Source organism: Acinetobacter sichuanensis, from assembly GCF_003024515.2.
Lineage (GTDB): Bacteria > Pseudomonadota > Gammaproteobacteria > Pseudomonadales > Moraxellaceae > Acinetobacter > Acinetobacter sichuanensis.
In genome coordinates this window covers 186,784-212,683 of the sequence record NZ_PYIX02000002.1, presented here as the reverse complement: position 1 = coordinate 212,683, position 25,900 = coordinate 186,784, and the positions used below count along the sequence as shown (strand labels likewise).

At 37.5% G+C, this 25,900-nt stretch carries 30 protein-coding genes; 15 read left to right on the top strand and 15 right to left on the bottom strand.

All coding sequences use genetic code 11. From position 1 onward, the window contains the following. Positions 1–124: 124 nt before the first annotated feature. The gene (locus C9E89_RS02455) at positions 125–526 is read right to left on the bottom strand and encodes a DoxX-like family protein (RefSeq protein ID WP_107006859.1); all 402 of its coding nucleotides are present in this window, start codon (positions 524–526) and stop codon (positions 125–127) included. Continuing rightward, entirely contained in the window at positions 504–986 is a 483-nt protein-coding gene (locus C9E89_RS02450; protein ID WP_107006858.1) for a thiol-disulfide oxidoreductase DCC family protein, read from the bottom strand. Before C9E89_RS02450 ends, C9E89_RS02455 begins: the two co-directional genes overlap by 23 nt. A 314-nt stretch (positions 987–1,300) precedes the next feature. On the opposite strand from C9E89_RS02450, the gene katG reads away from it, so the two are divergent. Then, entirely contained in the window at positions 1,301–3,490 is a 2,190-nt protein-coding gene (gene katG / locus C9E89_RS02445; protein ID WP_107006857.1) for a catalase/peroxidase HPI, read from the top strand. A gap of 59 nt (positions 3,491–3,549) precedes the next feature. Here katG and C9E89_RS02440 read toward each other — a convergent pair whose 3' ends face one another. After that, positions 3,550–4,362, bottom strand: coding sequence for a GIY-YIG nuclease family protein (locus C9E89_RS02440; RefSeq protein WP_107006856.1), 813 nt, complete (start codon positions 4,360–4,362; stop codon positions 3,550–3,552). Between the two features lie 28 nt (positions 4,363–4,390). Beyond that, a complete protein-coding gene (locus C9E89_RS02435; protein WP_107006855.1) occupies positions 4,391–4,993 on the bottom strand; it encodes a TetR/AcrR family transcriptional regulator in 603 nt (200 codons plus the stop codon). Between the two features lie 80 nt (positions 4,994–5,073). Here C9E89_RS02435 and C9E89_RS02430 point away from each other — a divergent pair, with 80 nt between their 5' ends. Further along, a complete protein-coding gene (locus C9E89_RS02430; RefSeq protein ID WP_107006854.1) occupies positions 5,074–6,750 on the top strand; it encodes an acyl-CoA dehydrogenase family protein in 1,677 nt (558 codons plus the stop codon). Between the two features lie 228 nt (positions 6,751–6,978). Here C9E89_RS02430 and C9E89_RS02425 read toward each other — a convergent pair whose 3' ends face one another. Together C9E89_RS02425 and C9E89_RS02420 are read right to left on the bottom strand one after the other, a co-directional pair. Further along, positions 6,979–7,173 carry a hypothetical protein gene (locus tag C9E89_RS02425; RefSeq protein WP_107006853.1) on the bottom strand — a complete coding sequence of 65 codons (195 nt, stop codon included), beginning with the start codon at positions 7,171–7,173 and terminating at the stop codon, positions 6,979–6,981. Positions 7,174–7,363: 190 nt separating this feature from the next. Continuing rightward, a complete protein-coding gene (locus tag C9E89_RS02420; RefSeq protein WP_107006852.1) occupies positions 7,364–7,840 on the bottom strand; it encodes an Lrp/AsnC family transcriptional regulator in 477 nt (158 codons plus the stop codon). A gap of 137 nt (positions 7,841–7,977) precedes the next feature. Between C9E89_RS02420 and C9E89_RS02415 the strand changes: the two genes are divergently transcribed. Together C9E89_RS02415 and C9E89_RS02410 are read left to right on the top strand one after the other, a co-directional pair. Beyond that, positions 7,978–8,616: a LysE family translocator gene (locus C9E89_RS02415; protein WP_107006851.1), complete on the top strand. Its 639-nt coding sequence runs from the start codon at positions 7,978–7,980 to the stop codon at positions 8,614–8,616. Positions 8,617–8,717: 101 nt separating this feature from the next. Beyond that, the gene (locus C9E89_RS02410) at positions 8,718–8,903 is read left to right on the top strand and encodes a DUF7230 family protein (RefSeq protein WP_107006850.1); all 186 of its coding nucleotides are present in this window, start codon (positions 8,718–8,720) and stop codon (positions 8,901–8,903) included. Between the two features lie 3 nt (positions 8,904–8,906). Here C9E89_RS02410 and ptsP read toward each other — a convergent pair whose 3' ends face one another. Then, positions 8,907–11,207 (bottom strand): phosphoenolpyruvate--protein phosphotransferase, encoded by a 2,301-nt coding sequence (ptsP, locus tag C9E89_RS02405; protein WP_107006849.1) that lies wholly within the window; start codon positions 11,205–11,207, stop codon positions 8,907–8,909. Positions 11,208–11,289: 82 nt separating this feature from the next. Next, positions 11,290–11,790 carry an RNA pyrophosphohydrolase gene (locus C9E89_RS02400; RefSeq protein ID WP_107006848.1) on the bottom strand — a complete coding sequence of 167 codons (501 nt, stop codon included), beginning with the start codon at positions 11,788–11,790 and terminating at the stop codon, positions 11,290–11,292. Positions 11,791–11,973: 183 nt separating this feature from the next. Here C9E89_RS02400 and C9E89_RS02395 point away from each other — a divergent pair, with 183 nt between their 5' ends. Together C9E89_RS02395 and C9E89_RS02390 are read left to right on the top strand one after the other, a co-directional pair. After that, positions 11,974–12,624, top strand: a complete 651-nt coding sequence (locus C9E89_RS02395; RefSeq protein WP_107006847.1) for an HAD family hydrolase — start codon at positions 11,974–11,976, stop codon at positions 12,622–12,624. Positions 12,625–12,826: 202 nt separating this feature from the next. Further along, complete coding sequence (locus tag C9E89_RS02390) at positions 12,827–13,075, top strand: DUF2789 family protein (protein ID WP_107006846.1); 249 nt, start codon at positions 12,827–12,829, stop codon at positions 13,073–13,075. Between the two features lie 56 nt (positions 13,076–13,131). Here the strand turns inward: C9E89_RS02390 and C9E89_RS02385 are convergent, their stop codons facing one another. Continuing rightward, positions 13,132–13,989, bottom strand: coding sequence for a LysR family transcriptional regulator (locus tag C9E89_RS02385; RefSeq protein WP_107006845.1), 858 nt, complete (start codon positions 13,987–13,989; stop codon positions 13,132–13,134). Positions 13,990–14,428: 439 nt separating this feature from the next. On the opposite strand from C9E89_RS02385, the gene C9E89_RS02380 reads away from it, so the two are divergent. After that, a complete protein-coding gene (locus C9E89_RS02380) occupies positions 14,429–15,082 on the top strand; it encodes a glycine-rich domain-containing protein (RefSeq protein WP_107006933.1) in 654 nt (217 codons plus the stop codon). A 26-nt stretch (positions 15,083–15,108) separates the two neighbouring features. Here C9E89_RS02380 and C9E89_RS02375 read toward each other — a convergent pair whose 3' ends face one another. Beyond that, positions 15,109–15,357, bottom strand: a complete 249-nt coding sequence (locus C9E89_RS02375) for a DUF2061 domain-containing protein (protein ID WP_107006844.1) — start codon at positions 15,355–15,357, stop codon at positions 15,109–15,111. A 142-nt stretch (positions 15,358–15,499) separates the two neighbouring features. Here C9E89_RS02375 and C9E89_RS02370 point away from each other — a divergent pair, with 142 nt between their 5' ends. The 5 genes from C9E89_RS02370 (at position 15,500) to leuB (ending at position 20,289) form a co-directional block, all read left to right on the top strand. Next, complete coding sequence (locus C9E89_RS02370) at positions 15,500–16,156, top strand: hypothetical protein (RefSeq protein ID WP_107006843.1); 657 nt, start codon at positions 15,500–15,502, stop codon at positions 16,154–16,156. 152 nt (positions 16,157–16,308) lie between these two features. Beyond that, positions 16,309–17,742, top strand: a complete 1,434-nt coding sequence (leuC, locus tag C9E89_RS02365) for a 3-isopropylmalate dehydratase large subunit (protein ID WP_107006842.1) — start codon at positions 16,309–16,311, stop codon at positions 17,740–17,742. 115 nt (positions 17,743–17,857) lie between these two features. Further along, the gene (gene leuD / locus C9E89_RS02360) at positions 17,858–18,508 is read left to right on the top strand and encodes a 3-isopropylmalate dehydratase small subunit (RefSeq protein WP_107006841.1); all 651 of its coding nucleotides are present in this window, start codon (positions 17,858–17,860) and stop codon (positions 18,506–18,508) included. 92 nt (positions 18,509–18,600) lie between these two features. Next, a complete protein-coding gene (locus tag C9E89_RS02355) occupies positions 18,601–19,164 on the top strand; it encodes a hypothetical protein (protein WP_107006840.1) in 564 nt (187 codons plus the stop codon). Between the two features lie 45 nt (positions 19,165–19,209). Continuing rightward, the gene (gene leuB, locus C9E89_RS02350; protein WP_107006839.1) at positions 19,210–20,289 is read left to right on the top strand and encodes a 3-isopropylmalate dehydrogenase; all 1,080 of its coding nucleotides are present in this window, start codon (positions 19,210–19,212) and stop codon (positions 20,287–20,289) included. Positions 20,290–20,362: 73 nt separating this feature from the next. On the opposite strand, the gene C9E89_RS02345 is transcribed toward leuB, so the two are convergent. Together C9E89_RS02345 and C9E89_RS02340 are read right to left on the bottom strand one after the other, a co-directional pair. Beyond that, the gene (locus C9E89_RS02345; protein WP_107006838.1) at positions 20,363–20,674 is read right to left on the bottom strand and encodes a hypothetical protein; all 312 of its coding nucleotides are present in this window, start codon (positions 20,672–20,674) and stop codon (positions 20,363–20,365) included. Between the two features lie 205 nt (positions 20,675–20,879). After that, complete coding sequence (locus C9E89_RS02340; protein ID WP_213069623.1) at positions 20,880–21,254, bottom strand: hypothetical protein; 375 nt, start codon at positions 21,252–21,254, stop codon at positions 20,880–20,882. A gap of 153 nt (positions 21,255–21,407) precedes the next feature. Here C9E89_RS02340 and C9E89_RS02335 point away from each other — a divergent pair, with 153 nt between their 5' ends. Then, positions 21,408–21,776, top strand: coding sequence for a lysozyme inhibitor LprI family protein (locus tag C9E89_RS02335; protein WP_107006837.1), 369 nt, complete (start codon positions 21,408–21,410; stop codon positions 21,774–21,776). A gap of 43 nt (positions 21,777–21,819) precedes the next feature. On the opposite strand, the gene infA is transcribed toward C9E89_RS02335, so the two are convergent. Then, a complete protein-coding gene (gene infA, locus C9E89_RS02330; RefSeq protein WP_001284370.1) occupies positions 21,820–22,041 on the bottom strand; it encodes a translation initiation factor IF-1 in 222 nt (73 codons plus the stop codon). Between the two features lie 229 nt (positions 22,042–22,270). On the opposite strand from infA, the gene C9E89_RS02325 reads away from it, so the two are divergent. Together C9E89_RS02325 and C9E89_RS02320 are read left to right on the top strand one after the other, a co-directional pair. Beyond that, positions 22,271–23,281, top strand: coding sequence for an AraC family transcriptional regulator (locus tag C9E89_RS02325; protein ID WP_107006836.1), 1,011 nt, complete (start codon positions 22,271–22,273; stop codon positions 23,279–23,281). Positions 23,282–23,383: 102 nt separating this feature from the next. Next, complete coding sequence (locus tag C9E89_RS02320) at positions 23,384–24,004, top strand: SMI1/KNR4 family protein (RefSeq protein ID WP_107006835.1); 621 nt, start codon at positions 23,384–23,386, stop codon at positions 24,002–24,004. A gap of 98 nt (positions 24,005–24,102) precedes the next feature. Here C9E89_RS02320 and truA read toward each other — a convergent pair whose 3' ends face one another. Together truA and C9E89_RS02310 are read right to left on the bottom strand one after the other, a co-directional pair. Continuing rightward, on the bottom strand, positions 24,103–24,900 hold the full coding sequence (gene truA, locus C9E89_RS02315; protein ID WP_107006834.1) for a tRNA pseudouridine(38-40) synthase TruA: 798 nt from the start codon (positions 24,898–24,900) through the stop codon (positions 24,103–24,105). 8 nt (positions 24,901–24,908) lie between these two features. After that, on the bottom strand, positions 24,909–25,895 hold the full coding sequence (locus tag C9E89_RS02310; protein WP_107006833.1) for an asparaginase domain-containing protein: 987 nt from the start codon (positions 25,893–25,895) through the stop codon (positions 24,909–24,911). Between the last annotated feature and the right edge of the window lie 5 nt (positions 25,896–25,900).

The following is a 25,900-nucleotide window of genomic DNA, read 5'->3' as shown; positions in this document are numbered from 1 at the left end:
AAAAGTAGCTAAATCATGATCTTGATAATTCAGGAGTAGACTGCAATACATGAATTAGAACAGATGATTTACTACTTTTGTTGCCTTTTAAACCAATCATTGCAAAATCGGATGATAAACTCATTCAGATTTTTTGTATTTTTAAGACTTGAATTGCTACGAGGGAAAGCGTAGCCATCGCAACATTCATTACAAAAGGATTAAATGCAGCGGTAAAATATAAGGGATGGACAATAACCACAAAAATACTCAATCCTAACATTGCAAATAAATTTAAATAATGTAATGAAATTAATAATTTATTCTTAAATAAAAGAAAGCAGAGTCCAAATAATATTTCAGCAAGCCCCACGATGTTGATTAAAAAAAACATGATTTGTTCAGGCAGAGAAAATATTGCCCAAAAACGCTGTTCATCAACAGATTTAGCAATGATTTTAGGAACCAGCCCTTGATAGATCCATAAAATTGCTAAACCCAAATGTAGTGTTAACAGTATATTTTTAATTTTCTTTTCTATTTGCATAAATAACGTTTTCCAAAAAATGCTGCTGATTTTCGGCACATGGAAGTATACAGTCATTTGTTGTACCAAAAATTTGATAACGATTTAGTGCAACACGACGATATAAAAAATCTCGCAATGGGCGTGGTATAAAATAGCCTGCTTGCATCAAAGAAAAAGGCAAACCTAAAGACTGCATGACTTTGAGTAATGCCGTTGATTCGATATAACGTTGCCCATGATGAATAACGACCATCGTTGTATAGTCTGTTGTTGACATTCCATAATATTTTAAAATGGCTTCTCCTAGAGGCGATTGAACCGAAGCGAGTTTAAAATAAGCAGCATGGTCATATTGAATAAGAAATTTTGCCCAATGATTACAAATGACGCAGATTGCATCAAACAGAATAATATTGTGCTGCTCGATGATATTGGCAATTTGATGTGAATCAAAACTTAGCGATTTATTGTTATACATAGATTAAGTTTCAGAGACTTTTTTAAAATATAACTGATTTATTGATCATAGAAAATTTATATTGGAAAAATCGAAAATAACATTCGAATTTAAAAAAGATTCAGTGTAATTGTGTAACATAAAATAAAAAAAAGCTATCCCTTTGAAAATAAAAAAGTCATTTATTTTTAATATTTTAAATAGGATTATCCGATTGTTTTAATTCGTTAAATTTGCTGTAATTTATCAAAAAAAACAGCTATGTTCTTAGGGGTAAACTATTCAACAAAACTTGCTTTATCTCTTTATTTTATAATTGTATGCGGAGAAGAACTATGGATAACAACACGCCAGCTTCAGGTTGCCCATTTCATCAGGCAGGTGGACAAACCAGTGTAGCCAGCACCGACAATACGGATTGGTGGCCAAATGCACTAAATTTAGACATTCTTTCACAACACGATAGCAAAACTAATCCGCTTGATCCTGATTTTGACTATGCCAAAGCATTCAAATCACTAGATCTAGAAGCAGTTAAACAAGATTTAAGAGAACTGATCAACAGCAGTCAAGACTGGTGGCCATCTGACTATGGCAGCTATATTGGAATGTTTGTACGTACCGCATGGCACTTGGCAGGTTCATACCGTAAACAGGATGGTCGTGGTGGCGCAAATACAGGTAACCAACGTTTTGCACCATTGAACAGTTGGCCTGACAATGTCAATACCGATAAAGGTCGTCGTTTACTTTGGCCAATCAAGAAAAAATATGGTAACAAACTGTCTTGGGGTGACCTGATTGTATTGGCAGGTACCGTGTCTTATGAAGTTGCGGGTTTAAAAACTTTTGGTTTCGGTGGTGGTCGTCTAGACATTTGGGCACCTGAAAAAGACATTTACTGGGGTGAAGAGCGTCAGTGGTTGGCGCCAACCAAAGGACGTTATAAAGATGATCAGGATCGTTCATCATTGGATAATCCACTTGCCGCAGTGCAAATGGGTTTAATCTATGTGAACCCTGAAGGTGTTGATGGCGTGCAGGATCCATTACGTACCGCGCAGGACATGCGTGTGACCTTTGACCGTATGGGCATGGATGATGAAGAAACCGTTGCATTAACAGTAGGTGGTCATACCGTTGGTAAGGCGCATGGTAATGGTAAGGCGGAAAACCTTGGCGCAGATGTTGAAGGCGCAGATGTCGAGTTTCAGGGCTTAGGCTGGCACAACTCAGAAGGCACGGGCAATGCAGGCAATACCATGGTCAGTGGTCTTGAAGGTGCATGGACGACTCACCCTGACAAATGGGATAATGAATTTTTATATTTATTGTTTACTTACGAATGGGAAAAAACCCTCAGCCCTGCGGGTGCAAAACAATGGGAACCTGTGAATATCAAAGAGGAAGACAAACCTGTTGATGCACATAACCCGAATGTACGCCGTAACCCAATGATGACAGATGCCGATATGGCACTGAAATTTGACCCTGCATACCGCAAAATTGCAGAAGATTTCTATCACAACCCAGAAAAACTGGCTGATGTATTTGCCCGTGCATGGTTCAAACTGACGCACCGTGATATGGGACCAAAAACCCGTTACTTGGGTGCTGATGTTCCTGCTGAAGATTTAATCTGGCAAGATCCGATTCCAAAAGCAGACTACACCTTGTCTGATGTAGATGTCGCGAATATTAAAGCCAAATTATTAAGCAGTGGTTTAACATCTGCTGAACTGATTGCAACAGCTTGGGACAGTGCACGTACTTTCCGTGGTTCGGACTATCGTGGTGGTGCAAATGGTGCTCGTATCCGTCTTGCTCCACAAAAAGACTGGGAAGGCAATGAGCCTGCACGTTTAGCCAAAGTTCTGGCGAAACTTGAAGAAATTCAGGGCACATTGGTTAAAAAAGTCAGCATTGCAGACCTGATTGTTCTGGGTGGTACAGCAGCCGTTGAGAAAGCCGCACAAGATGCAGGTGTGAACGTCAAAGTTCCATTCCTTGCAGGGCGTGGTGATGCAACTCAGGAACAAACCGATGCGTATTCTTTTGAGGACTTTGAGCCTAAAGCAGATGGTTTCCGTAACTTTGTAAAAGCAGAATACGCCGTTCAGCCTGAAGAATTATTATTGGATCGTGCGCAATTGCTTGGTTTGACTGCCCCTGAAATGACGGTGTTGATTGGTGGTTTACGTGTACTTGGCGCGAACTATGCTGACTCAAAACACGGCGTGTTTACCGACAAAGTAGGCGTACTCAGCAATGACTTCTTTGTGACATTGACTGACATGTCATATAACTGGAAGCCTACGGGTAAGAACTCTTATAACATCGTGAGTCGTGCGACAGGCGAAACGAAGTACACAGCAACGCGTGTAGACCTTGTATTTGGTTCGAACTCGATTCTGCGTTCTTATGCTGAAGTGTATGCTCAGGATGACAACAAAGAGAAGTTTGTTAAAGACTTTGTGGCGGCATGGACGAAAGTGATGAATGCTGACCGTTTTGATGTGAAATAAAGAAATTTAAGATTTAAAAAAACCGCCTGAGGGCGGTTTTTTGTGGAGCAATAGTTATTTTAGTTAGAGTTATAACCAAATCTTCTTGTAAGTAGAGTTTCTTTCCACCATGACTCCCGTGTGAGAATAATATGATCATCTGTTTTTGCTTTAAATATATCCAAGATAGAAAAGTAAAAGTGATTTTCAATGTGCTCATTAGTGAGTTTTTTTAATTGATCATTACCTCCATGTCTAGTGATAATATAATTTTGCCACCTATTTAAAAGCATATTTTCTGCATAAGCAGAACCAACATATTGCTTACCATTGGACTTATCTGTTAAAAGATACACAGCTTTTTGATTTTTAAGAGCTGTTTTCCAAGCTTCTTTTGTTATAACTCGTTGGAGGTCTTTCCAGGAAATATTTACATTTTCGTAACCTGGAAAAATATCTTGATCAAAAACATCAGGTAGTATTTGATAGACTTCGCATTGATTAATCACCGAATTAGCTAAACGTATTAGATTAGTACTTTTATTTTTATACCGAATAATTAATCGACCACAAAATTTTGTGTATTGATCTAAATTTTCAAAAGTATAACCAACACCATTAAAAATATTTAAATCTTGTGTTATTCGTCCAACATGGAAAAGAAGCCAAAGATCTGTATTTATTTTTACAAAGCCAAGAGTTATTTGTCCTTCTTTGTATGATTTAGTTTTTTCATAGTTCCAATACTGACCATCTAACATTGTTTGTATATTGCCATTTTGGAATAACTCTATCGGATTCCAATTACCTTCAAACATCATATTAAATCTAATTTTTGTATTGTTTATATCTTCGAGGTTGAGAAGATCATTGAGTAAAATATGATTTGACATAACATTTCCATTAATTTTGATTTCAAACTTAAAAAAAACTAAGGATTGATTGATTCAAATCATCCCAATCCTTAAACTCAGGTTCAATCAGCAAGGTCTGGGAAATAAAACCATAGCAAATCCGTTGAATATTCAGGCTCATACGTTGCAATTGCTCATCATCCTGTACAAAAGGTGCAAGAATACTGCGCCACATCTGCACCATCATGGCATAACTTTTCTGATAAATTTCAATACTCGAAATCTGCCGTTCCAACAAAAAAGACTGCGCCCATAAAAACTGCTGCGCCTGCATTTCTTGCAACTGAAAATGAATCACTTGCTGTAAATAATCACCCAACACTAAATTTGTGGATAACTCATACAGACTTTGTGCATAACTCTGAACTGTTTCAGCATTGGTTTTTACCTGCTGATGAATCAGCAAGGCAATCAAATCTTCCTTTTTGGAAAAATACTCATAAAACGTTCCTAAACCCACACCTGCAAGCTCGGTGATTTCCCGAATGGTAATTTCATGCGCAGTACGCTCATGCAAAAGCCGAACAAAACTTTCCATCAGCGCTTCTTGAGTCATACGCGCCCTTGATTGGCGGGGCTTACGCCGTACATTGATGCTTGCTAAAGCCATAGAAATAATCCGAACATCCAAGTCTGAATTTTCTTCTATACTGAATGTAATCGGACAAAACAACAAGACAGGAGTTGAAAATGAATACAGCACAAACTCAGGCAATCACAGCATGGCAAACCCACGAGATCAACAATCAGTTTGATGAATTGCAAAACTACAATTTATTCAGCACAGATCAGGTTTTACAGGAAATTCTGCAACGCTATGGCAGTCAAGATCAAAAAACACTGACTGAATTGGCACAGATCGCAGGTTCAACTGAATATTATCAATATGCCGATTTAGCCAATCGACATACCCCTGAACTGCATAGTTTTGATGCACGAGGTCGCCGTAAAGATTTTCTTGAATTTCACCCTGCCTGGCATAAATGGATGGGATTGAATCGCCAATTTAATACCCATGCACATCCATTTAACCATCCACAATCTTCGGCAAAATGGGTGGATTGGGCAGCACGTTTCTTTCTGAGTGGACAAGTGGAATGTGGCAATTTATGTCCGAATTCCATGACTTTGGGCAGTATTCCACTGATTCAGAATGAGCCTGAACTGTGGGCAAAAGTCGGACAAAAATTATTGTCCAATGAATATGATGAACGAGATGTGCCTATAGCTCAGAAGAAATCCATTTGGATGGGCATGGGCATGACCGAAAAGCAGGGCGGTTCAGATGTTCGTGCCAATGAAACTTTTGCTGTGCCTGTGGCTGAATCAGGGCGTGGCAAAGCCTATTTACTGACAGGGCATAAATGGTTTTTTTCAGCACCAATGTGTGATGCACACTTGGTTGTAGCAAAAACTGAACACGATGGTCTAGCGTGTTTCTTTGTGCCACGTTGGTTGGAGGATGGCACCAAGAATAATATTCACGTGCAACGCTTAAAAGACAAAGTCGGCAACCGCAGTAACTCAAGCTCGGAAGTTGAATTTAAAAATGCGTGGGGCATTATGATTGGTGAGGCAGGGCGGGGGATTCCGACCATTATTGAAATGGCGAATTATACCCGTTTAACCTGTTCTGTCGGTTCGAGTGCGATGCTGCGTCAGGCATTGGTACAGTGCATCGCCTATACCCGTCAGCGCAAAGCTTTTGGGAAACATTTGGCTGAACAACCTTTAATGCAAGCGGTGCTTGCCGATTTGGCTCTGGAAACTGAAGCGGCAATGCAGCTCAGTTTTCATCTTGCACATTGCTATGAGCATGATGATGCCCTGTCACAGGCTTGGAAACGCATCATGACCCCTGCGGCGAAATTCTGGGTGTGTAAACGTACCGTTGAACTGACGGGTGAGATGATGGAAGTCTTTGGTGGTAATGGCTATGTCGATACAGGCATCATGGCACGTATTTTTAAAGAAGCGCCTGTAAATACCATTTGGGAAGGTTCGGGCAATGTCATGTGTCTGGATGTGTTACGCGCCATTCAGCGTGACCGTGAATCGATTGAAATATTGTTCCAATCTTTTGCCGAAGTCGCTTCTCAGGATGCAGTTTTACAAAATGAATTGCAGAATTTATTTAAATTATTCAATGGTTTATATGCGGATGAATTGCAGTTTATGGCACGTAGTTTGGTCAGTCGTTTGGTGATTCTTGCTCAGGCAATTTTACTGAAACAGTATGCGCCTGATTTTGTGGCTGATGCGTTTATTCAAACCCGTTATAGTGAATTTCATGGGCGTGTGGTGGGTATGGTGGATGCGAAAACTGTAGATGTTGAAAGGTTGTTGGAAAGAGCTTTGGCTGCCTAAATATTCAGAGATTCAAAACAGATCAGTTTGAAACACGAAGGTCATCATTTTATGATGACCTTCATTTTAAGCGTTTTGATTAAGATTCAAGCTTGGAAAAGTAATCGCAATTACTTTTGTTTTTTCAGCTTTTTTTGGAGCTTTTTCAATTTACCTTCGTGTTTTGAAATTTTGTCCAAACGTGCTTTGATTTTTTTCTTTAAAGATTTAACTTGCTTTGACATCATGTTACTCCTTCGATTGAGGATCCGTTGGCTGATGTTTTTTGATAAAACTACGGATAAATTTTCTTAATTCACGTGCTGCACTGGTATCCAGATGCTCACAGAGCTGTAAAAACTCATCGCGCTCAGCACTGTTAATGCGAATTAAGAGCTGTCCATCTTTTTTATTCACCTTTGTTTTTTTGGGTAATTCAGCCATAACGTTTTTATCCCCAAAGGTGATGATTAAAAATGTATATACAATATATATACGTTTTAAGAATAAAGCAAATTTATCTTGTTGAAAATATTTAATAATTTTTTATTTTTATGATTTTGTTTGTAATAATTTGTACGATATTCCTCTAACAGCTTGTTATGATAGTATTTATTTTAAATTTATAAGATCGCTAAAAATTTAAAATTGGAAAACCTAGAAAAGGTTTAATTTCTTTAAGTACAAACATACTTTGCATTTCTTTAATACCTGGCAAACGACGAATAATTGACATTGAAAATTCAGCATAGGTGTCTAAGTCAGGTGATACAACTTGTAAAAGAAAATCAGCATCACCACCAATGCTATAACATGCCACTACATGTTCTAAAGCAGTCACTTCTTCTTCAAATTTTTTGGCTTCTTTTTCACTATGGCTATCAATAGAAACACGTATAAAAACCATAACTCCTAAGCCAATTTTTTTACGGTCTAACAATACACCATACCCTTTGATGATGCTTGTATCTTCCAAGTGTTTCACTCTGCGCCAACATGGGGAAGCAGACATTCCGATATTTTCAGCGAGTTCAGCATTGGAAATACGAGAATCACGTTGTAATAACGCTAAAATTTTAGAGTCAGTTTTATCTATGGATTTTTGGGTCATTTTTGTCTTTAAAAGCTATATTAAAGGTCATTTATACCTTTTTTGTTGTGATTTTGGAAATAAATAGAACAGCTTTACCTGTATTTTTCGCAAAAAATAAGATGGTTTATCTAAGATCATTTTAGGTTGTGACGCTGATGCAAGATTTAACTCAATTTCTTATGTATTTCTTCACTTTAGCTATTGCTGCTTTATTACCAGGACCTGGTATGACAGGCTTAATGTTTAAAACTTTTATTCAAGGTTATCAAAAAGCATCGTTGATGCTTCTAGGGCTTATCACAAGTGATGTTCTATTTTTGCTAAGTTCTATTTTTTTAATTGATTATATTCATAAGCTTAGTCCAAACTTTTCATTTTATATGATATTTCTTTGCAGTTTTTACTTATTGTATTTGTCCTATCAATATTGGAATTTTGAAGATAATTTATTCAATGATCAAACTCAAATTTTAGATATAAAGAATTCATTTTCAGCATACCGAGAAGGTTTGTTTATTACCTTAAGTAATCCTAAAACGATCTCTTTTTATCTCGCTTTAGTGCCGACAGTTTTTGACTCACAGTCCTTAAAAGAAAAAAGTATTGTTTTGATTGGACTTACGGTTTTGACTTTATTGATGATTGGAAGTTTATATATTTTTGCAGCCTTAAAAATTAAAAAACTTTTAAATAATATATGGATGCAGCAAATTTTATTAAAAGGATTGGCTTTTCTGATGTGTTTTTTGGCATTAGGTATGTTATACAAAGAATTGCTTGTATTTATTGTGTGATAGGACAGAAATTTTAGATAAATCCGCTTGTATTTTGTACAAAAAAGCGCATTATATGCTTCACATCATGCTGATGTTTTTAATATAAAAGGTAAAATCAAATGGCGAAGAAAAAAGCTACGCCAGAAGTTGTGATTCACAACTTTGTGGCAAAACACATGAACGATTTTAACAAAAGCCAGACTTTTGTAGATCGAAAGAAAAATGAAAAACGTGGTTATTCCAAACACAAAAAAGGTCGATATTCTGATGATTATCGACCTTTTTACTTTTTAGCTTGTGCTTAATTTTTAACTATAACTGACCACACGCGTTGTACTTTTAATTAAATCATCTAGACCATGCGTCTTAAAATAATATTCAAGTAAGCTTTTGACCATTAACGGATTATTCATTTTTAAGGCTTGTTCAAGTAGCTCTTTAGCATCAGGCATTGGTACATGACAAATTGCCTTACGTACCCGTAGAATATTACTCGAACTCATTGATAAAGTATTAAAACCCATTGCCATGAGTAAAATCGCATTTAATGGATCGCCCGCCATTTCGCCACAAATACTGACAGGTTTATCATACTTGTGACATTCTTGAACTAAACGAGTCAGTGCACGTAATACAGCAGGATGTGCATGAGAATAGACATTCGCGACACGAGGATTATTACGATCGACTGCCAATAAGTACTGTGTTAAATCATTTGAACCCACAGAAAAGAAGTCAACCAAAGGCGCAAATTCGTCAATTTGTAAAAGTACACTTGGAACTTCTACCATAATACCAATTTTAGGTTTGGTAATTTTGACTTGTTCTTCTTCCTGAACTGCATGCCAATCACGGTCTAATAAATATAAAGCTTCTTCAACTTCACTGACACTTGTGACCATCGGCAGTAAAATATGTAAGTTATTTAAACCAATACTGGCTTTGAGCATGGCACGAATTTGTGAAGAAAAAATTTCAGGATGATCAAGGGTAAATCGAATACCACGCCAACCTAATGCTGAATTTTCTTCTTCAATCGAGAAATAAGGTAAGTCTTTATCAGCACCAATGTCGAGGGTACGCATTACAACAGGTTTGTTGGCAAAGTGGCTGAGTTGTTGACGATAAATAGCACGTTGTTCTTCTTCACCTGGGAAGCGTTCACGTAACATAAATGGAATCTCAGAACGGTATAATCCAACGCCTTTAGCACCACGTTGTACACCTCGCACGACATCAATCATTAAACCTGTGTTGACATAGAGATTGACTGCAACACCATCGGGCGTGATTGCATCTTTGGTTTCATATTGTTTTAAATCTTTTGCAATTTGTTCTTCTTCTTTTTGAATTTCTTTATAACGTGCGCGCAAACGACGTGGTGGATTGATAAAAACACGTCCTTGATGCGCATCAACAATCATTTCTACATCATCTAGCGCATTTACTGGCAGCTCAGTCACACCAACCACAGTTGGAATGCCAAGTGCGCGTGCGACAATCACCATATGGGAGTTCATTGCACCTTCAGTGGTGACAATGGCAGCAATTTTATCAACTGGCAGTTCAACCAATGCCGCAGTAGAAATTTCATCCCCAATGAGAATGCTTTCATCTGTGAGTTCACGATGACTCGCATCAGCTTCTTGTAAATAAGCTAAAATACGGCGACCTAAATCTTTTAAATCTGAGACACGTTCACGTAAATAGTCATCTTCCATTTGTGCAAAAAGTGCAATATGTTTGTCGATGACAATACGCACAGCACCTTGTGCCCAGTTACCATCACGAATTTCTGTTTTAATCTCAGACGGTAATGCATTTTCATCAAGCATACGTAAAAACACACTAAATAAAGCACGTTCTTCTGCCATTAAAGCATCTTGCATTTTGTCATCTAAGGACTGAATTTCATGACGTACAGATGCAATTGCATGATCTAAAAGTTGTAATTCTTCACTAATATCATCAGCTTCACGGTCAGGTACTGCTGCTAAATCTGCTGGAGGATATAAAATGACAGCACGACCAATAGCAATACCTCCTGACCCAGAAATACCTTGAAAAGTTTTATAGGTAGGTGCGCTATTGGGTTTACGAAAAACATCAATATTCCCTACAGCATGAGCATGGGCAATGACACCAGACAATTGGGCGCAGAGGGTAACAAGAAAAGATTCAGCAGCTTCACTAAAATCTTGTGGTTCTTTATTTTGAACCACCATCACACCCATTACCTTACGGCGATACATCACAGGTACACCAAGGAAGGAATTATAGATTTCCTCACCTGTTTCAGGAAAATAGGCAAAACGTTCATGCTTAAATGCATTGTCTAAATTGACGATTTCCTCACGTTGCCCAACTAAGCCAACCAAACCTTCACTGGTATGTAAAGATACTGTTCCAACAGAGTTTGGATTTAGCCCTTTGGTTGCCATGAGCACAAAACGTTGATTACGCTCATCCAATAAATAAATGGAGCAGACATCCACGTGCATGGCTTCAGAAACTTGATTAACCATAATTTCTAAAGATTCATGCAAGCTGACAGAGGTATTAATCTCTTGGACAATACGTCTTAGCGTGTCTAGTTGCATGTTTGACATGAATATAAGCTCCTTAAATTAAGATGGTGCTTGAGTTGCAAGATGCCCCATTATTTATAGCAGTACCTCTCTGAAAAATCATTTACATTTTTATGGCATTTTCAGGTGAATACTGTGGCATTTGCATACACAACTCCATCATTGCTTTACGATAAACATCACGTTTAAAATTCACCACTTGTCCAAGTGGATACCAATAGCTGACCCATTGCCATTGATCAAACTCTGGTGGATCAGATAGATTCAACTGAATATGTTTCGTTGACGCTACCAATTTTAATAAAAACCATTTTTGCTTTTGTCCAATACATACAGGATCGGAGTCCGATCTAATGTATCGAAGTGGCAAACGATAATGCAGCCAACCCTCGGTTTGCGCAATTATTTGGACATGCTCAGGTAAGAGACCCACTTCCTCATGAAGTTCTCTAAAAAGTGCTTGTTCGGGAGTTTCTCCAAACTGGATACCTCCTTGAGGAAATTGCCATGCATTGTGACCAATGCGCTTTGCCCATAAGACTTGTCCAATATCATTTGCCAAAATGATCCCGACGTTGGGTCGGAAACCTTCTGAATCGATCATTTGGCTACCTAAAAATTGTGAATTTCATTGACTTTGTATATGGGGATATTTAGTTTTTTATCCAACTCGACAAAGTCAAAGTAATAATGTTGTAAAATTGCTATGATCTTAACGAATTTCTATCGACAAGCGGAGATAGATTTACATTTTTTTTCTTAAATTTCAGTTTGCACGAGTATTTTCATGAAATTGGCGTTGTTTGACCTAGATCACACCTTATTAAATACCGACTCTGACCATTCTTGGGGTGAGTTTTTAGTCAATGAAGGCTTGGTTGACCCGATTCGACACCGAGCAATGAACGATAAATTTTATGAAGATTATAAAGCAGGGCAGCTCGACCCAATTGCTTATAATGAATTTGTTTTTGAGTTTTTAACACAACATGACCATGATTATTTGACCGAGTTGCACCAGTTATTTATGCAAAAAGTCATTCGCCCACAAATGCGCCCTCAAGGTTTTGAAGCAATTCAAAGACATAAAGAGGCAGGGCATGAGTTGGTTGGGATTACAGCAACTTCGGACTTTATTACTGCACCGATTTTTCGTGAGTTTGGAATCACGGAAATTATTGCCACTAATGCTGAAGTAAAAGATGGAAAATACACGGGAAAAGTCATCAATATTCCGTGTTATCAAAAGGGTAAATTGGCACGTTTAGATCAATGGTTAGAAGGACGCGATGTCACTGAATCTTGGGCATATTCCGACTCAATCAATGACCGTTTTTTATTAGAATATGCTGATCATGCTTATGCGATTAATCCTGATGATCGCTTAGAAGTTTTAGCCAAAGAAAAAGGTTGGGAAATTCAAGACTGGTCGATTTGATTGGTTTTAATTTAGATGAATGACAGCACTTCGGTGCTGTTTTTTATTAGTCATATTTTGCAAATAATCAACATTGTGAGTATATCGCGTCTATGTCTTAACTTTGTAAATATTTTCATATATTTAAGATTTGATACTTCACTTTAAAATTAAAAATGTTATGTTGAAATGAGAAGTTTTAAAACTATTTGGAGAAAATAAAATGAGCCAAACACGTCCAAGAATGACCAATTTATTTGAACAACTTGGCTTAGATTCAAGTGAAGCAGGAATTTCAAAATTTATTGAAACACATCAGTTAGATGCAGAAACAAGCATTGTACAAGCGAATATTTGGACAGAATCACAACGTCAATTTTTAGCTGAAAAACTCAGTTCAGACGGTGAATGGGCAACGATTGTTGATCAGTTAAATGAATCATTACATGAAGATTCAGTAAAACAAAACTAAATGATTCATTCATTTAAAAAAGCTCTCCTCAATAAAATGTAGGAGAGCTTTTTTATTTATTTCATCATATCAATGAGTTCTAAAACGGCACGAGATTGACTGCGTGCAGGATGCCAAACCATCCCCAATTGGCGATACATATTGACAGGTATATCAAGCTGTTTAAGGTCAGGGTTTAATAAAGTTTTAGGGAGTACAGACCAACCTAAACCTATGGAGACAAGCATACGAATGGCTTCGAGCGTGTTATTACTCATGGTAATTTTCGGTTTTAATCCTTGTTTTTCAAACTCAGCTAAAGTGATTTGACTGGTATATGTTTGGGAAGCAGGAATTAAACTTGAATATTCAATTAAGTCTTCAAGTGTTAGATTTTCTTTTTGTGCTAAAGGATGAAATGGTGCAACGACAAAAACCAAAGGGTCATTCCAAATTTTCACATATTTTAGGCGTTCATCACCTTGTGGCGGTAAAGTGAGAAAGGCAAGTTCTAAGTCACCTGCTAAGACTTGTTCATGTGCTTGTTCTGAGTCTACAAAATGCACATCTAAAGTCACATTTGGAAAATCTTGTACATATTTTTTGAGATGTATCGGCAAGTGATGCAAACCAATATGATGGCTCGTGCCAATTTTTAACTTCCCTTGTACTTGCCCTTGTTCGTGACTGAGTGTGTGATGAATATCACCTAGTTCATTTAACCAATTTTTAACTTTAGGAAGCAATGAGTTAGCGGCATGAGTTGCTTGTACGCCACGACCTGCGGACTCAAAAAGTTTGACACCAAAATAATCTTCTAAGCTATGTATTCGTTTGGTGACGGCAGGTTGGGTAATAAACAGTTGTTCTGCTGCCATCGAAATAGACCCAGTTTCCATTACTTTTACAAAAGCTTCAAAGGCAGCAAGATTCATGATAATTTCCATCCATAAAGAATTTTTATGCGTAATTCATTATTCAGAAATTTTAAGAATTAATCAAAGCAATTTTTACTTTTTTTAAAGGACGAATAAATTCACTGAGTTTTTTATTCTTTAAGAAAAATTTGTATACAACTTTTTGCTGTACAAAAAATAGGATACTTATTTATATTGAATACGATAAAAACAATAAAAAGGTAGTTTGTATTTGCATAAACAACATCATCATTTTTTAAAGAATTTTAGAACATTTGACCGAAATGTCTTTAAGCTTTCTTGGGATAGGTTTTTGATTTATAGCTTTATTCTACTGTTATTGGGCAGTATGTTTCTCTATTATTTTAATCTTTATTTTTTCCTGATTTTTAGCATTATTTTTGTATTTTTTTGGGTGCTTATACGCATACAACATCAGCAAAAATTAAAAAAATTAATGGCAATACAAATTCCTGATTATATTTGGCAGGCTTTTTATCAGCGTCATCCAAATATGAGTTTGTCTTCAAAAGTGAAGATTGAAGAAGGATTTAAAGATTATCTTGCCTTACATTTATGGCAGAAAAAGGCTTATGCCATGCCTTCACATGCTGTCGATGCGTTATGGCATCTTTTGATTGAAGAGTTTCAAGGTTTTTATTTTTTGATGTGTCAAAATACTTTGGGTTATGAACTTAAACATCAACCACATGCCCCTCAGCCAACACGAATGCAAAAAGCAGCGCAACAGCAACAACTTATGAATACATGGCAAGCGGCTTGTCAGATTCAGTATTTAAATCCGAAAAATACGTCAATTCTTCCACATCTATTTCAAGTTGATACGCAGGTAAAATGGGAAAATGGTATTTATTTCAAATTACCTTTACTCATTGCTATGTATGTTCAACTCTTGACGGTCAGTTCACACATGCCGCCTGTTCCTACCAATAGTTCATGTTCATCAGGTACGACAGCTTGCTCATCATCCTATTCAGGGTCATCGAGTCGTACAAGTCATTCTTGTTCAGATCATGAGGGAAGTTCAAATTCAGATAGTGGTTCGAGTTCTGATTCTTCGTGTAGTAGCTGTGGCGGAGGTGGTGATTAAATTGCCACAGCTTTTGTTTTTAATCTTTAAGCATCAACGGTCGTTTTTTGTGATGCTAAAGCAGCTTGGTCTTTTTTATTCCAGATTTTTTCATGAAAGAAGAATGCAAAAGCTTGTACAGTAGGTTCAAGCAAGCTCAACGTGATCGCCATCCATAAATTACCTGTCACCATATAGGCAACTAACATTGCAACGGTAATATGCATGATGTAATAGCTTAAGGTTTTTTTGAAAATACGCTGATTGGTTTGTACAAAATTTTGGATACGAGCCATGAAAATCACCACTAATGGTTTAACTTAAAGAAATAATAATCATTATCATTTGAAGTGTAAAAGAGAATTTTTAATTTGTGGTGATTGGTTTTGTGAATATATCCGCTATAGTTTGAGAATAAGAAAGAAAGTGAATAGAAGTATGTTGAATGAGATCAATATCACAGCACAAAAAAATGATGTATATCAAATATCAGGAACAATTCAGCAGATTCAAATCACACATAAAGCATGCTTATCTTGGAATATTTATAAACATGCGTATAAACACGGAACCCCTGAATTTGACGTCAATTATTTTCACACAATGATTGATGGAATTGAACTAGATGGTTGTTTTACAAAATTAAGTTTTAAAGAAAATGAACCTGTAGAAGCGGTGATTTTTATGCCAGAAGATGTAAAAAAAGGACAACTTCTGGCTTTAAAAACTTTAAATCAGATTCTTTATATTGATCCTCGTTTACATACTTCTGCACAACTCATTGATTTTAAAACTTTTTTAGAAAAGTCCCTGCTTGCTATTTTAATTTTTGCATTAGTTGTGACGAGCTTGCTTTATGGCTTACAAGGTCATGAATTTGATTATCGCCAAGTGATTCTTTTGACTTTAATAGGAAGTGTTACATTGTATTTCTTTCATCCTGCAAAATTGAAAAAAGATCGTTATTTTAAATCCCTGAATCTACGCATGTTTTCTATGCCCATGTTTGATGGTTTGAGTAAGGGACAATTAGAAAAACCGAAATATTTTTATCGGATGCAAGAGTTTGTTATTGATTTAAAACTGCTAGATTGAATATTGAGTGGATATTTTTAGCAATATTCAATAGATTTAAATCATTCTTAAAAGTTTTTAAATTAATAAAAATGATAAATTAGATTTATGTGAAAACGTGGTTATAATCGAAGTTAATGAAAGAATTACCCAGTCCAGTGGAGCACCTCGACATGGCAGGCGAAAACCAAAAAGCAAAAACATTGTATGATAAATTGTGGGATGACCATTTAGTAAAACAACGAGATGATGGCTCTTCACTTCTTTATATTGACCGTCATTTATTGCATGAAGTAACGTCGCCTCAAGCGTTTGAAGGCTTGCAGTTGGCTGGACGTACACCTTGGCGTTTAAGTGCCAATGTGGCAACACCTGACCATAATGTTCCAACTTCAAGTAAGGAACGTTCTGAAGGTATTGCAGGGATCGAAGATGATACATCTCGTATCCAAGTACAAACTTTAGATGACAACTGTAAAACCTTTAATGTAGTTCAGTTTGACATCAATGATGTCCGTCAAGGCATTGCGCATGTTGTAGGACCTGAGCAAGGTTTAACTTTACCAGGTATGACTGTTGTTTGTGGTGATTCACATACTGCAACGCATGGTGCATTTGGTTGTTTGGCACATGGGATCGGGACTTCAGAAGTTGAACATGTATTGGCAACACAATGCTTAGTTCAAAAGAAAATGAAGAACATGCTTGTCCGTGTTGATGGCAAGTTAGGTCAAGGTGTAACACCAAAAGATGTCGTATTAGCAATCATTGGTAAAATCGGCACAGCGGGTGGTACAGGTCATGCGATTGAATTCGGTGGTCAAGTGTTCCGTGATATGTCAATCGAAGGTCGTATGACAGTATGTAATATGGCAATCGAAGGTGGTGCACGTGTTGGTATGGTCGCTGTCGATGATAAAACCATTGAATATGTGAAAGATCGTCCATATGCACCAAAAGGCGAACAATGGGATGCTGCGGTCGCTTATTGGAATACTTTGGTTTCTGATGAAGGTGCACATTTCGATACGGTTGTCGTTTTACAAGGTGAAGAGATTGAGCCTCAAGTGTCTTGGGGAACTTCTCCTGAAATGGTGATTCCTGTTTCTCAAGCTGTACCTACTTTGGAACAGGCTAAAGATGACGTACAGCGCAATGACTGGACACGTGCTTATAACTATATGGGCTTAAATGCAGGTCAGGCATTGGCAGATATCCAATTAGACCGTGTATTTATTGGTTCTTGTACCAACTCACGCATTGAAGATATTCGTGCTGCGGCTGAAGTTGCGAAAGGTAAGAAAGTCGCTTCAAGCATTAAACAAGCGATGGTTGTACCGGGTTCTGGTTTGGTCAAAGCACAAGCTGAAGCTGAAGGTTTAGATAAAATTTTGATCGAAGCAGGATTCGAATGGCGTGAACCGGGTTGTTCAATGTGTTTGGCAATGAATGCTGACAAATTACAACCGGGTGAGCATTGTGCATCGACTTCGAACCGTAACTTTGAAGGTCGTCAGGGCAATGGTGGACGTACGCATTTGGTGAGTCCAGCGATGGCGGCAGCGGCAGCAATCGCAGGTCATTTTGTGGATGTACGCAGTTTCTAAAATCCCCCTCTTGCGAAGCAAAGCTTTTCACCTTTTAAAAGGGAGAAGTTCCCCTCTTTATTAAAGAGGGGGGGTAGGGGAGATTTAAAGTGATGATATTTTTCAGGAATTAAAAATGAAAAAATATACCGTTGAACAAGGTATCGTTGCACCATTAGACCGTGCCAATGTTGATACAGATTTAATTATTCCAAAACAGTTTTTGAAGTCGATCAAACGTACAGGTTTTGGTGATAACTTATTTGATGAATTGCGTTATTTAGATGAAGGCTATTTGGGGCAAGACATTTCCAAACGTCCTAAAAATCCTGATTTTGCTTTGAATCAGCCACGTTATCAAGGGGCTTCAATCTTGATTTCACGTGCCAATTTTGGTTGTGGTTCAAGTCGTGAACATGCGCCGTGGGCGTTGGAAGAATATGGTTTCCGTACCGTGATTGCACCAAGTTATGCGGACATTTTCTTCAATAACAGCTTTAAAAACGGCATGTTACCTGTCATTTTGTCTGAAGAAATTGTTGATCAATTATTCAAAGAATGCTTTGCCAATGAAGGTTATCAATTGACCATTGATTTGGAAGCGCAAGAAGTGCGTACACCAAACGGTGAAGCATTTAAATTTGAAGTTGATCCATTTCGTAAGCACTGTTTATTGAATGGCTTGGATGACATTGGTTTAACTTTACAGGCACAAGATGACATTCGTGCGTATGAGGAAAAGACCAAACAAGCACGTCCTTGGGTTTTTGCTGAAATTCAAGCTTAGTTAGATAAGAGATAGCGTGAAAGTTCAACTCTTGTTAACATATGAAGCATAAAAAAATGAATGTTTTAGGTGACTAGGGTTGGACCAAAACAATGATTAAGGTCTTTGATTATCGCATCATGATAGGTGTGCTGAGTTTAGCACTCAGCGCTTGTCAGACAACTGATATTTTGCGCGTTAAAACAGCGGAAAATAAGCCTCACAATCCGCTGAATAATGTCACGCTTTATTGTACAGGAGCGGAAAGTTGTGAGTTTGGTCGTCTTGGTAATATGGTATTAATTGATGCGGATACACATCGTATTAATCCTGCTGCGATTAAACAAGGTTATTTAAAATTGTCAAAAAAAGAGAGTAAAAAAACTTCACTTTATTTGACAGTACCTGCAAACCAATATGAATTGGTAATTCGTTTTTATCCTATATCTCAACAACATGCAGAAGTTTTCCATGTTATTCATCGTTTTAAAGCAAATCAGCATTACACCTTTAAAATGTATCGAAAACGATCAGAAAGCTCAGGGAGTTTGTTGAATGTTTCAGCTCCGTCACCTTTATGTGTGGACATGTTGCAAGGGCAAAAAGTGATTCGTCGTTTTTGTCGCCCCTATAATGCAGAAACTGGTTTAAGCGAATATATAGAGCAAAAAATTTAAACTTACTTGGCAGTATGGCTGCCAACAATATAAATGGAAACACAAATGTCTAAACAAATTTTGATCTTGGCTGGTGATGGGATTGGTCCTGAAATTGTTGCTGCTGCAGAAAAAGTCTTAAATCATGTCAATGAAAAATTTAATTTAGGTTTAACTTGGGAACATGGTTTGCTAGGTGGTTCAGCCATTGATGCACATGGCGAACCATATCCTGCTGTGACTGCTGAGCAAGCAAAAAAAGCCGATGCAATTTTGTTAGGTGCAGTTGGTGGTCCAAAATGGGATACGATTGAGCGTTCAATCCGTCCTGAACGTGGCTTATTAAAAATCCGCAGTGAATTGAATTTATTTGCAAATTTACGTCCTGCGATTCTTTACCCACAACTTGCTGATGCTTCAAGTCTAAAGCCTGAAATTGTTTCTGGTTTAGACATTCTCATTGTTCGTGAGTTAACTGGTGGTATTTACTTTGGTCAACCACGTGGTATTCGTGAGTTAGAAAATGGCGAAAAGCAAGGTTATAACACTGACGTTTATGCAGAATCTGAAATTAAACGTATTGCTAAAGTTGCATTTGAAATGGCAAGTTTACGTGGTGGTAAAGTTTGTTCAGTCGATAAAGCCAATGTTTTAGAAGTCACTGAGCTTTGGAAGCAAACTGTAACTGCTTTAAAAGAAGAACAATATCTAGAAATTAACTTGTCACATATGTATGTCGACAATGCTGCAATGCAGTTGGTACGTGCGCCAAAACAGTTTGATGTTATTGTAACGGGTAATTTGTTTGGTGATATTTTATCTGACGAAGCTGCAATGTTAACGGGTTCAATCGGTATGTTGCCATCAGCATCTTTGGATGAAAATGGTAAAGGGATGTATGAGCCATGTCATGGTTCGGCGCCAGATATCGCAGGTCAAAACGTGGCGAATCCACTTGCAACCATTTTGTCTGTTGCAATGATGCTGCGCTATACTTTCCGTGAAGAAACTGCTGCTAAAGCCATTGAAGATGCAGTAGGTAATGTATTAGATCAAGGTTTACGTACAGGGGATATCATGTCAGAAGGCATGAATAAAGTCGGTACAATTGAAATGGGTGATGCAGTTGTTGCAGCACTCGCTTAATATTTTATTTTAGATGTCATGTAAACGCAGCTTAGGCTGCGTTTTTTATGCCTATTTAATGGGAAAAGGGAAGTTAACAAGCACGACCTTTAAGTTGAATTGCGGTGACATGTTGTTGTTTTAATTTGAAAATGATATGACAGGACATCTGGTTGGCGTAGGTTTCACTTGAACCTCCCATTTGCATTGGAATAAAGCGTCCTCGTGCATCCGCAATAGGAAGTTGAGATGACATAGCCGTATAAACACGACGTTCAAAAGTATATACAAGCTGTTGTTCATTGATTTTAGGTGGTGATTTTAGTTGAATACCAATATCTTTTAAATTGATTTGCTGCTGTACTTCTTCAGCACTCAGCCCTTGATAAGTATTTAACTTTTGCATTAACGTTTGGTTACGTTTTTGATGGACTGTTGAGCAAGCACAGAGTAATCCTGTGCTAACAAATAAGCATAATAAGGTATTGTGAATTCTCATTTTTTATTTAAGTTGTCTAAAATGTTATCGAGATGTAAGTATAATTTTATTCAGTTAAATAAAGTCATTGTATTTCGCAATAAAAATACAAGTTTTAAAGGGAATAAGAGAGTTAACATGCTCGTCCTGAATAATTTACAGCTTTTGCAATATTCTGTTCTAGCTCAAAAATGATTTTACATTGAAAATTAATATCATAACTACTCGCACCAGACTGCACTTTGCCTAGACCTACATCACCCTGTGGCATTGGAATATTTAAAGGGCGATAAATAGTATAAATTATTTGTGATTCAGTTATTTGTGGTGATTTGCTCTGATAGCCTAATTTTTTAAAATTCAAGTTATCTTGGATAGTTTGACTAGGTTGACCAAGAAAGTTATGCAAATACGCATTGAGGTCATAAGGGCGATTAAGCTCAGTTTGACAGGCTGTTAAGCTCAATCCTAGATAGCAAAGCCCGACACAAAACATGATTTTTTTCATGAATATTCTCCCTCATGGTCAACACACGATTGATATTGACATTCCTTGTGAGTGTAGTAAAAATTTTCATGATGTAGTGTTGTTTGATTGATAAATTAGATAATTGGTTAGACAACATGAAAAACAAAAATCAAACATGATAAGGATTAGACAATGAAAAAGATTTGGCTAGGTTTGGGTATGATGTGCCTGTCAAGTTTTGCATTTGCAGATAATTGTGACAATGCACGTAATGCTTATGACGATATTTATTGTAGTAATAAAATTTATGCTAGCGCAGATGCTGAGTTAAATAAAAATTATCAATTACTCAGAAGTAAACTCACAACGAATCAAAAAACAATTTTAAAACGTTCTCAAGTTTCTTGGATTAAAGAGCGTGATGCACAATGTTCAGATGAAGCAGAGCGTACAGTTTTTGTGAACTGTAATTTAGAGAAAACACAGGAACGCAATGCTTGGTTAAGAGAGCGAATCCGTGAGTGTGATACAGTGGGTTGTAAAAATAGTACGCTGAATTAAAACATTAAAAAAGCCACAATGGTGGCTTTTTGCTTGCTAAAACTTAGCGTGCACGATATGTAATACGACCTTTAGTTAAGTCATATGGAGTCATTTCCACTTTTACACTGTCGCCAGTTAAAATACGAATATAGTGTTTACGCATTTTACCAGAAATGTGTGCAATCACTTCGTGACCGTTTTCTAAACGTACACGGAACATAGTATTAGGAAGCGTTTCGGTGACAACGCCTTCGAACTCGATAAGTTCCTCTTTATTGGCCATAGCCTACCTGATGATCAAATTGGAAAGGCGCAAATTATAGGCAGAATTTTAGAAAAAAACAAGATGTAGTCAGGAGATAGCATTGCAAATGTAGTCAAAATAGGCGAACAAAGAAATAAATTTTTTCAACAAAAAGTTGCTTATACATGTTGTCAGTTTGGTCAATCGACTGTAATCTAAAAACGATGTTTTTAAGTATAAATGAATAAGATACAAGGAAGGGCACTGCGTGAGTCAGCTAACTGATGCTTCGGTTGTTTTGCGATTAGGCTATCAAGCGATTCGTCGTGCGGGATTGCCAACTGAAGAACTATTATCAAAAGCAGGTGTGGCATTAAATCAAATCGATCAAAATGCACGTACACCTTTAAGTGCGCAATATGCTTTTTGGATTGCAGCAGAGGAAGTCAGTCGTGATCCCGATATTGGTCTACACTTAGGTGAGCACTTACCACTTTATCGTGGGCAAGTCATTGAACATCTCTTTATTTCTAGTGAAAACTTTGGTGAAGGGTTAAAACGAGCGTTGGCTTATCAGCGTTTAATTAGTGATGCATTTCATGCCAAACTCATCATTGATGATGAGGGGCGTTGTTATCTCACCAATGGTGAACAGCCATGGGGTGAAAATATTGTCAATCGTCATTTTTCTGAATGTGCGATTTCAGGCATTTTACGCTTTTTTAAATTTATTACAGAAGGGCGCTTTGAGCCGATCTATATTGATTTTAACTTTGCTCAAGGTGCGCCAGATGATGAATACTTTCGGGTATATGGCTGTCCAGTGAGTTTAGGGCAAAAAGAAACGCGTTTGTATTTCGATCCGTCCATTTTGGAGTATCCATTGTGGCAAGCTGAACCTGAACTGTTGCAGTTACATGAACAGCTAGCCATTGAAAAACTCCAAGAGTTGGCTCGTTATGATTTGGTTGGTGAAGTACGCCGTGCGATTGGTTCAACTTTAGAAAGTGGTGAAACAACACTAGAAACGGTTGCCGCACAGTTAAATATTACACCCCGTCGTTTGCGTACACAGCTTTCTGAAGCGAATACCAGTTTTCAGCAAATCTTGTCAGATTATCGTTGTCGTTTGGCGAAGAAACTTTTGGCAAATACCACTGAAAGCGTTGAGAGAATTGTTTATTTAACAGGTTTTTCTGAACCGAGTACGTTCTATCGTGCATTTAAACGTTGGACCAATGAAACACCAGTAGAATATAGAAAGCGTAAGCAGCGTTAATATCTTCTAAATTTCAGTGAGCAAAAGCTTCGAGTTGTAAAATTCGAGGCTTTTTAATTGTATCTAGATCATTATAAATTGATTATTTTTTGAGAATAAGAAATGCATGAACAATTACAACGCATTCAACAAAAGTTAGCACAGTTGAAAATCCAAGATTCTCATTTAGATTTATTCGGTGCTAAAAGGCACCAATATCAGTTAAATCCACCTGTATCACTTGAGCTTATTCAACAGTTTGAGCAGCGATATGGTATCCATTTACCAGATGAATATGTCCAATTTTTAATAAATATTGGTAATGGTGGTGCAGGTCCTTTTTTAGGGCTTGAGCCATTTGAGCATATTCTTTTTGTCGATTTAGATCGACCGAACTCAGCGCAGTTACTGCATCCTGATTTGCCTTTTCCACATCAAAAAGCGTGGAATGAAGCGTTTAATGCCAATTGTGATGAGGATGATGAACAAGAATTTGAACGACAGTATTTTGAATTTCATCAACATCAAATGGATGGTGTAATTGCAATTTGTAATTATGGCTGCGGTGTAAGTGTAAATCTTGTGGTGAATGGGGCAGAGTATGGTCATATATGGACAGATGATCGTGCCAATGATGGCGGAATTTATCCTTCACAAGAATTGGGGAATCGTGAACGCATCACTTTTTTAAACTGGTATGAGCGTTGGTTAGATCAGTCTTTACATGAGACGGCAGTGAAGTGAATCGAAAATATTATTGTAAAATGATGTTGATTTAATCCTCCTTTAAAAGATAAAAAACAGACTTTCTAAGTAAGGAGGATTAAAAACGGTTCGTGATATTACTCAGGCATATTAAGCCAATGTGGTCCTAAAGGCATTTGAGGAAGTTCAAATTGCTCAGGATAATCGGCATGAATGAAATATAAGCCATCAGGTGGTGCTGTAATTCCTGCGGCTTTACGATCTTCAGCAGCAAATATTTCATCAATATGGTCGATTTCATACATGCCTTTACCAACTTCTAACAGGCAACCCATAATATTACGAACCATGTGATGCAAGAAACCATCTGCTTTAATGTCTAAAACAAGATAGTTACCATGACGAATCAAACGACAATGTCTGACATGGCGTACAGGTTGATTAGATTGGCATGCTGCTGCACGGAAGCTTTCAAAGTTATGTGTACCTTCGAACTTTTTCGCAGCCTCAATCATTTTATCGACATCCAGTGGATAAAAGGCGTGAGTGACTTGTTTATGCAAGAGTGCAGGTCGGTTCGCTGATTGATACACCACATAGCGATAACGACGTGCTTGCGCTTTAAAACGTGCATGGAAGTCATGATCCATTTCTTTGATCCATTGGATCGAAATATCTTTAGGCAGTTGGCTATTTGCACCCATCAACCAACCACGCATCGGGCGAATTGCGTTGGTATCAAAATGCGCGACCATATTGGTCGCATGCACGCCTGCATCAGTACGACCTGCGCCATGCAAAATGATCTTTTCATCTGCAATGGTGCTCAGCACTTTTTCCATTGTTTCCTGAATACTGCGTACGCCAGGCTGTTGAGTTTGCCAACCTTTATATCGAATGCCACAAAACTCAATACCAATTGCAAAGCGTTGCATAAATACCCCTATTCAGGTGAATGATTAAAATGATCATACCAATGTGTATGCCACTGGTCTGGAGTTGGATATTGTAAATAAATTTTTAGAATTTTGGCATAAAGATCGGCTTGGCTGAGTGCATCACTGATTAAAACTTTAGATTCTTTGATCCATTGGCTGATGGCATAGCGTTGATCCATTCCGCCCAGTGGGACTTGGGTCGAAAGCACAATTTGACAGCCTTGTTGTTGTAATGCTTTGAAGCTTTGAATGATTGAGGCATTTACAGCAAGGTTGCCTACACCATACGCTTGTAAAATTAAAAAATGCGGTGCATTTGAAATCAGCGATTGCAGATTTTGATTGAATTGAGCAAGTTCTGTGGGAACCATCATCCAATTCACAATATTTAAATGCTGTGCTTTTTCAATATGTTTGAGTTGGACATTGATCACAGAATGCAACATTTGAATATCTTGATCGGCTTTAGAGCCACGAAATGCATCAAGTGCAGTACTGTGGGCTTTGAGTGCTGTTCTGGCATGTACGACTTGATGGTAAAAAGCCAAATAGACACCGACAGGTAGTTTGCTGACAGCTTCAAGTGCTGTATTTAAGTTGTCGACAGCATCAGTAAATTCACGTGTATCGTCACCTTGAATATTTAGAAGAGGATACTGACTACCCGTCATAACCACATGACAAGATTCTCCTAAAAAATGTGACAAGGTTGCAGCAGCATAACTGAGGGTATCTGTACCATGAATAACAACGAAATGTTGGAAATTTTGCAGTTGTAGCGTTTGAATTTGTTGAATGAGCTTCAACCAGTCAACAGCAGTGCAGGCACTGCTGTCTTTAATATTGGGTGCTTTAAAACATTCAATTTTAAGTTGTGGTGGCAGAATGTGTTGTAGTTTGGGGATAAACTCCACCTCTGGCATAGGTGCTAAAGGTTCACCAACGCATCCAAAGGTTCCGCCCATATAAATCAAAGCAATTTTTGTGTTCATGATTC

Bases quoted from the DNA above. Each gene is read 5' to 3' on its own strand.
- C9E89_RS02450 (WP_107006858.1), bottom strand. From the start codon at position 986: ATGTATAACAATAAATCGCTAAGTTTTGATTCACATCAAATTGCCAAT.
- ptsP (WP_107006849.1), bottom strand. From the start codon at position 11,207: ATGTCAAACATGCAACTAGACACGCTAAGACGTATTGTCCAAGAGATT.
- truA (WP_107006834.1), bottom strand. From the start codon at position 24,900: ATGCAACGCTTTGCAATTGGTATTGAGTTTTGTGGCATTCGATATAAA.
- C9E89_RS02390 (WP_107006846.1), top strand. From the start codon at position 12,827: ATGAGCCAAACACGTCCAAGAATGACCAATTTATTTGAACAACTTGGC.
- leuD (WP_107006841.1), top strand. From the start codon at position 17,858: ATGAAAAAATATACCGTTGAACAAGGTATCGTTGCACCATTAGACCGT.
- C9E89_RS02310 (WP_107006833.1), bottom strand. From the start codon at position 25,895: ATGAACACAAAAATTGCTTTGATTTATATGGGCGGAACCTTTGGATGC.
- C9E89_RS02410 (WP_107006850.1), top strand. From the start codon at position 8,718: ATGGCGAAGAAAAAAGCTACGCCAGAAGTTGTGATTCACAACTTTGTG.
- C9E89_RS02420 (WP_107006852.1), bottom strand. From the start codon at position 7,840: ATGACCCAAAAATCCATAGATAAAACTGACTCTAAAATTTTAGCGTTA.
- C9E89_RS02430 (WP_107006854.1), top strand. From the start codon at position 5,074: ATGAATACAGCACAAACTCAGGCAATCACAGCATGGCAAACCCACGAG.
- C9E89_RS02455 (WP_107006859.1), bottom strand. From the start codon at position 526: ATGCAAATAGAAAAGAAAATTAAAAATATACTGTTAACACTACATTTG.
- C9E89_RS02345 (WP_107006838.1), bottom strand. From the start codon at position 20,674: ATGCAAAAGTTAAATACTTATCAAGGGCTGAGTGCTGAAGAAGTACAG.
- leuB (WP_107006839.1), top strand. From the start codon at position 19,210: ATGTCTAAACAAATTTTGATCTTGGCTGGTGATGGGATTGGTCCTGAA.
- C9E89_RS02355 (WP_107006840.1), top strand. From the start codon at position 18,601: ATGATTAAGGTCTTTGATTATCGCATCATGATAGGTGTGCTGAGTTTA.
- katG (WP_107006857.1), top strand. From the start codon at position 1,301: ATGGATAACAACACGCCAGCTTCAGGTTGCCCATTTCATCAGGCAGGT.
- C9E89_RS02400 (WP_107006848.1), bottom strand. From the start codon at position 11,790: ATGATCGATTCAGAAGGTTTCCGACCCAACGTCGGGATCATTTTGGCA.
- C9E89_RS02370 (WP_107006843.1), top strand. From the start codon at position 15,500: ATGTTGAATGAGATCAATATCACAGCACAAAAAAATGATGTATATCAA.
- C9E89_RS02440 (WP_107006856.1), bottom strand. From the start codon at position 4,362: ATGTCAAATCATATTTTACTCAATGATCTTCTCAACCTCGAAGATATA.
- C9E89_RS02425 (WP_107006853.1), bottom strand. From the start codon at position 7,173: ATGGCTGAATTACCCAAAAAAACAAAGGTGAATAAAAAAGATGGACAG.
- C9E89_RS02335 (WP_107006837.1), top strand. From the start codon at position 21,408: ATGAAAAAGATTTGGCTAGGTTTGGGTATGATGTGCCTGTCAAGTTTT.
- C9E89_RS02395 (WP_107006847.1), top strand. From the start codon at position 11,974: ATGAAATTGGCGTTGTTTGACCTAGATCACACCTTATTAAATACCGAC.
- infA (WP_001284370.1), bottom strand. From the start codon at position 22,041: ATGGCCAATAAAGAGGAACTTATCGAGTTCGAAGGCGTTGTCACCGAA.
- leuC (WP_107006842.1), top strand. From the start codon at position 16,309: ATGGCAGGCGAAAACCAAAAAGCAAAAACATTGTATGATAAATTGTGG.
- C9E89_RS02380 (WP_107006933.1), top strand. From the start codon at position 14,429: ATGGCAATACAAATTCCTGATTATATTTGGCAGGCTTTTTATCAGCGT.
- C9E89_RS02320 (WP_107006835.1), top strand. From the start codon at position 23,384: ATGCATGAACAATTACAACGCATTCAACAAAAGTTAGCACAGTTGAAA.
- C9E89_RS02385 (WP_107006845.1), bottom strand. From the start codon at position 13,989: ATGAATCTTGCTGCCTTTGAAGCTTTTGTAAAAGTAATGGAAACTGGG.
- C9E89_RS02435 (WP_107006855.1), bottom strand. From the start codon at position 4,993: ATGGCTTTAGCAAGCATCAATGTACGGCGTAAGCCCCGCCAATCAAGG.
- C9E89_RS02375 (WP_107006844.1), bottom strand. From the start codon at position 15,357: ATGGCTCGTATCCAAAATTTTGTACAAACCAATCAGCGTATTTTCAAA.
- C9E89_RS02340 (WP_213069623.1), bottom strand. From the start codon at position 21,254: ATGAAAAAAATCATGTTTTGTGTCGGGCTTTGCTATCTAGGATTGAGC.
- C9E89_RS02415 (WP_107006851.1), top strand. From the start codon at position 7,978: ATGCAAGATTTAACTCAATTTCTTATGTATTTCTTCACTTTAGCTATT.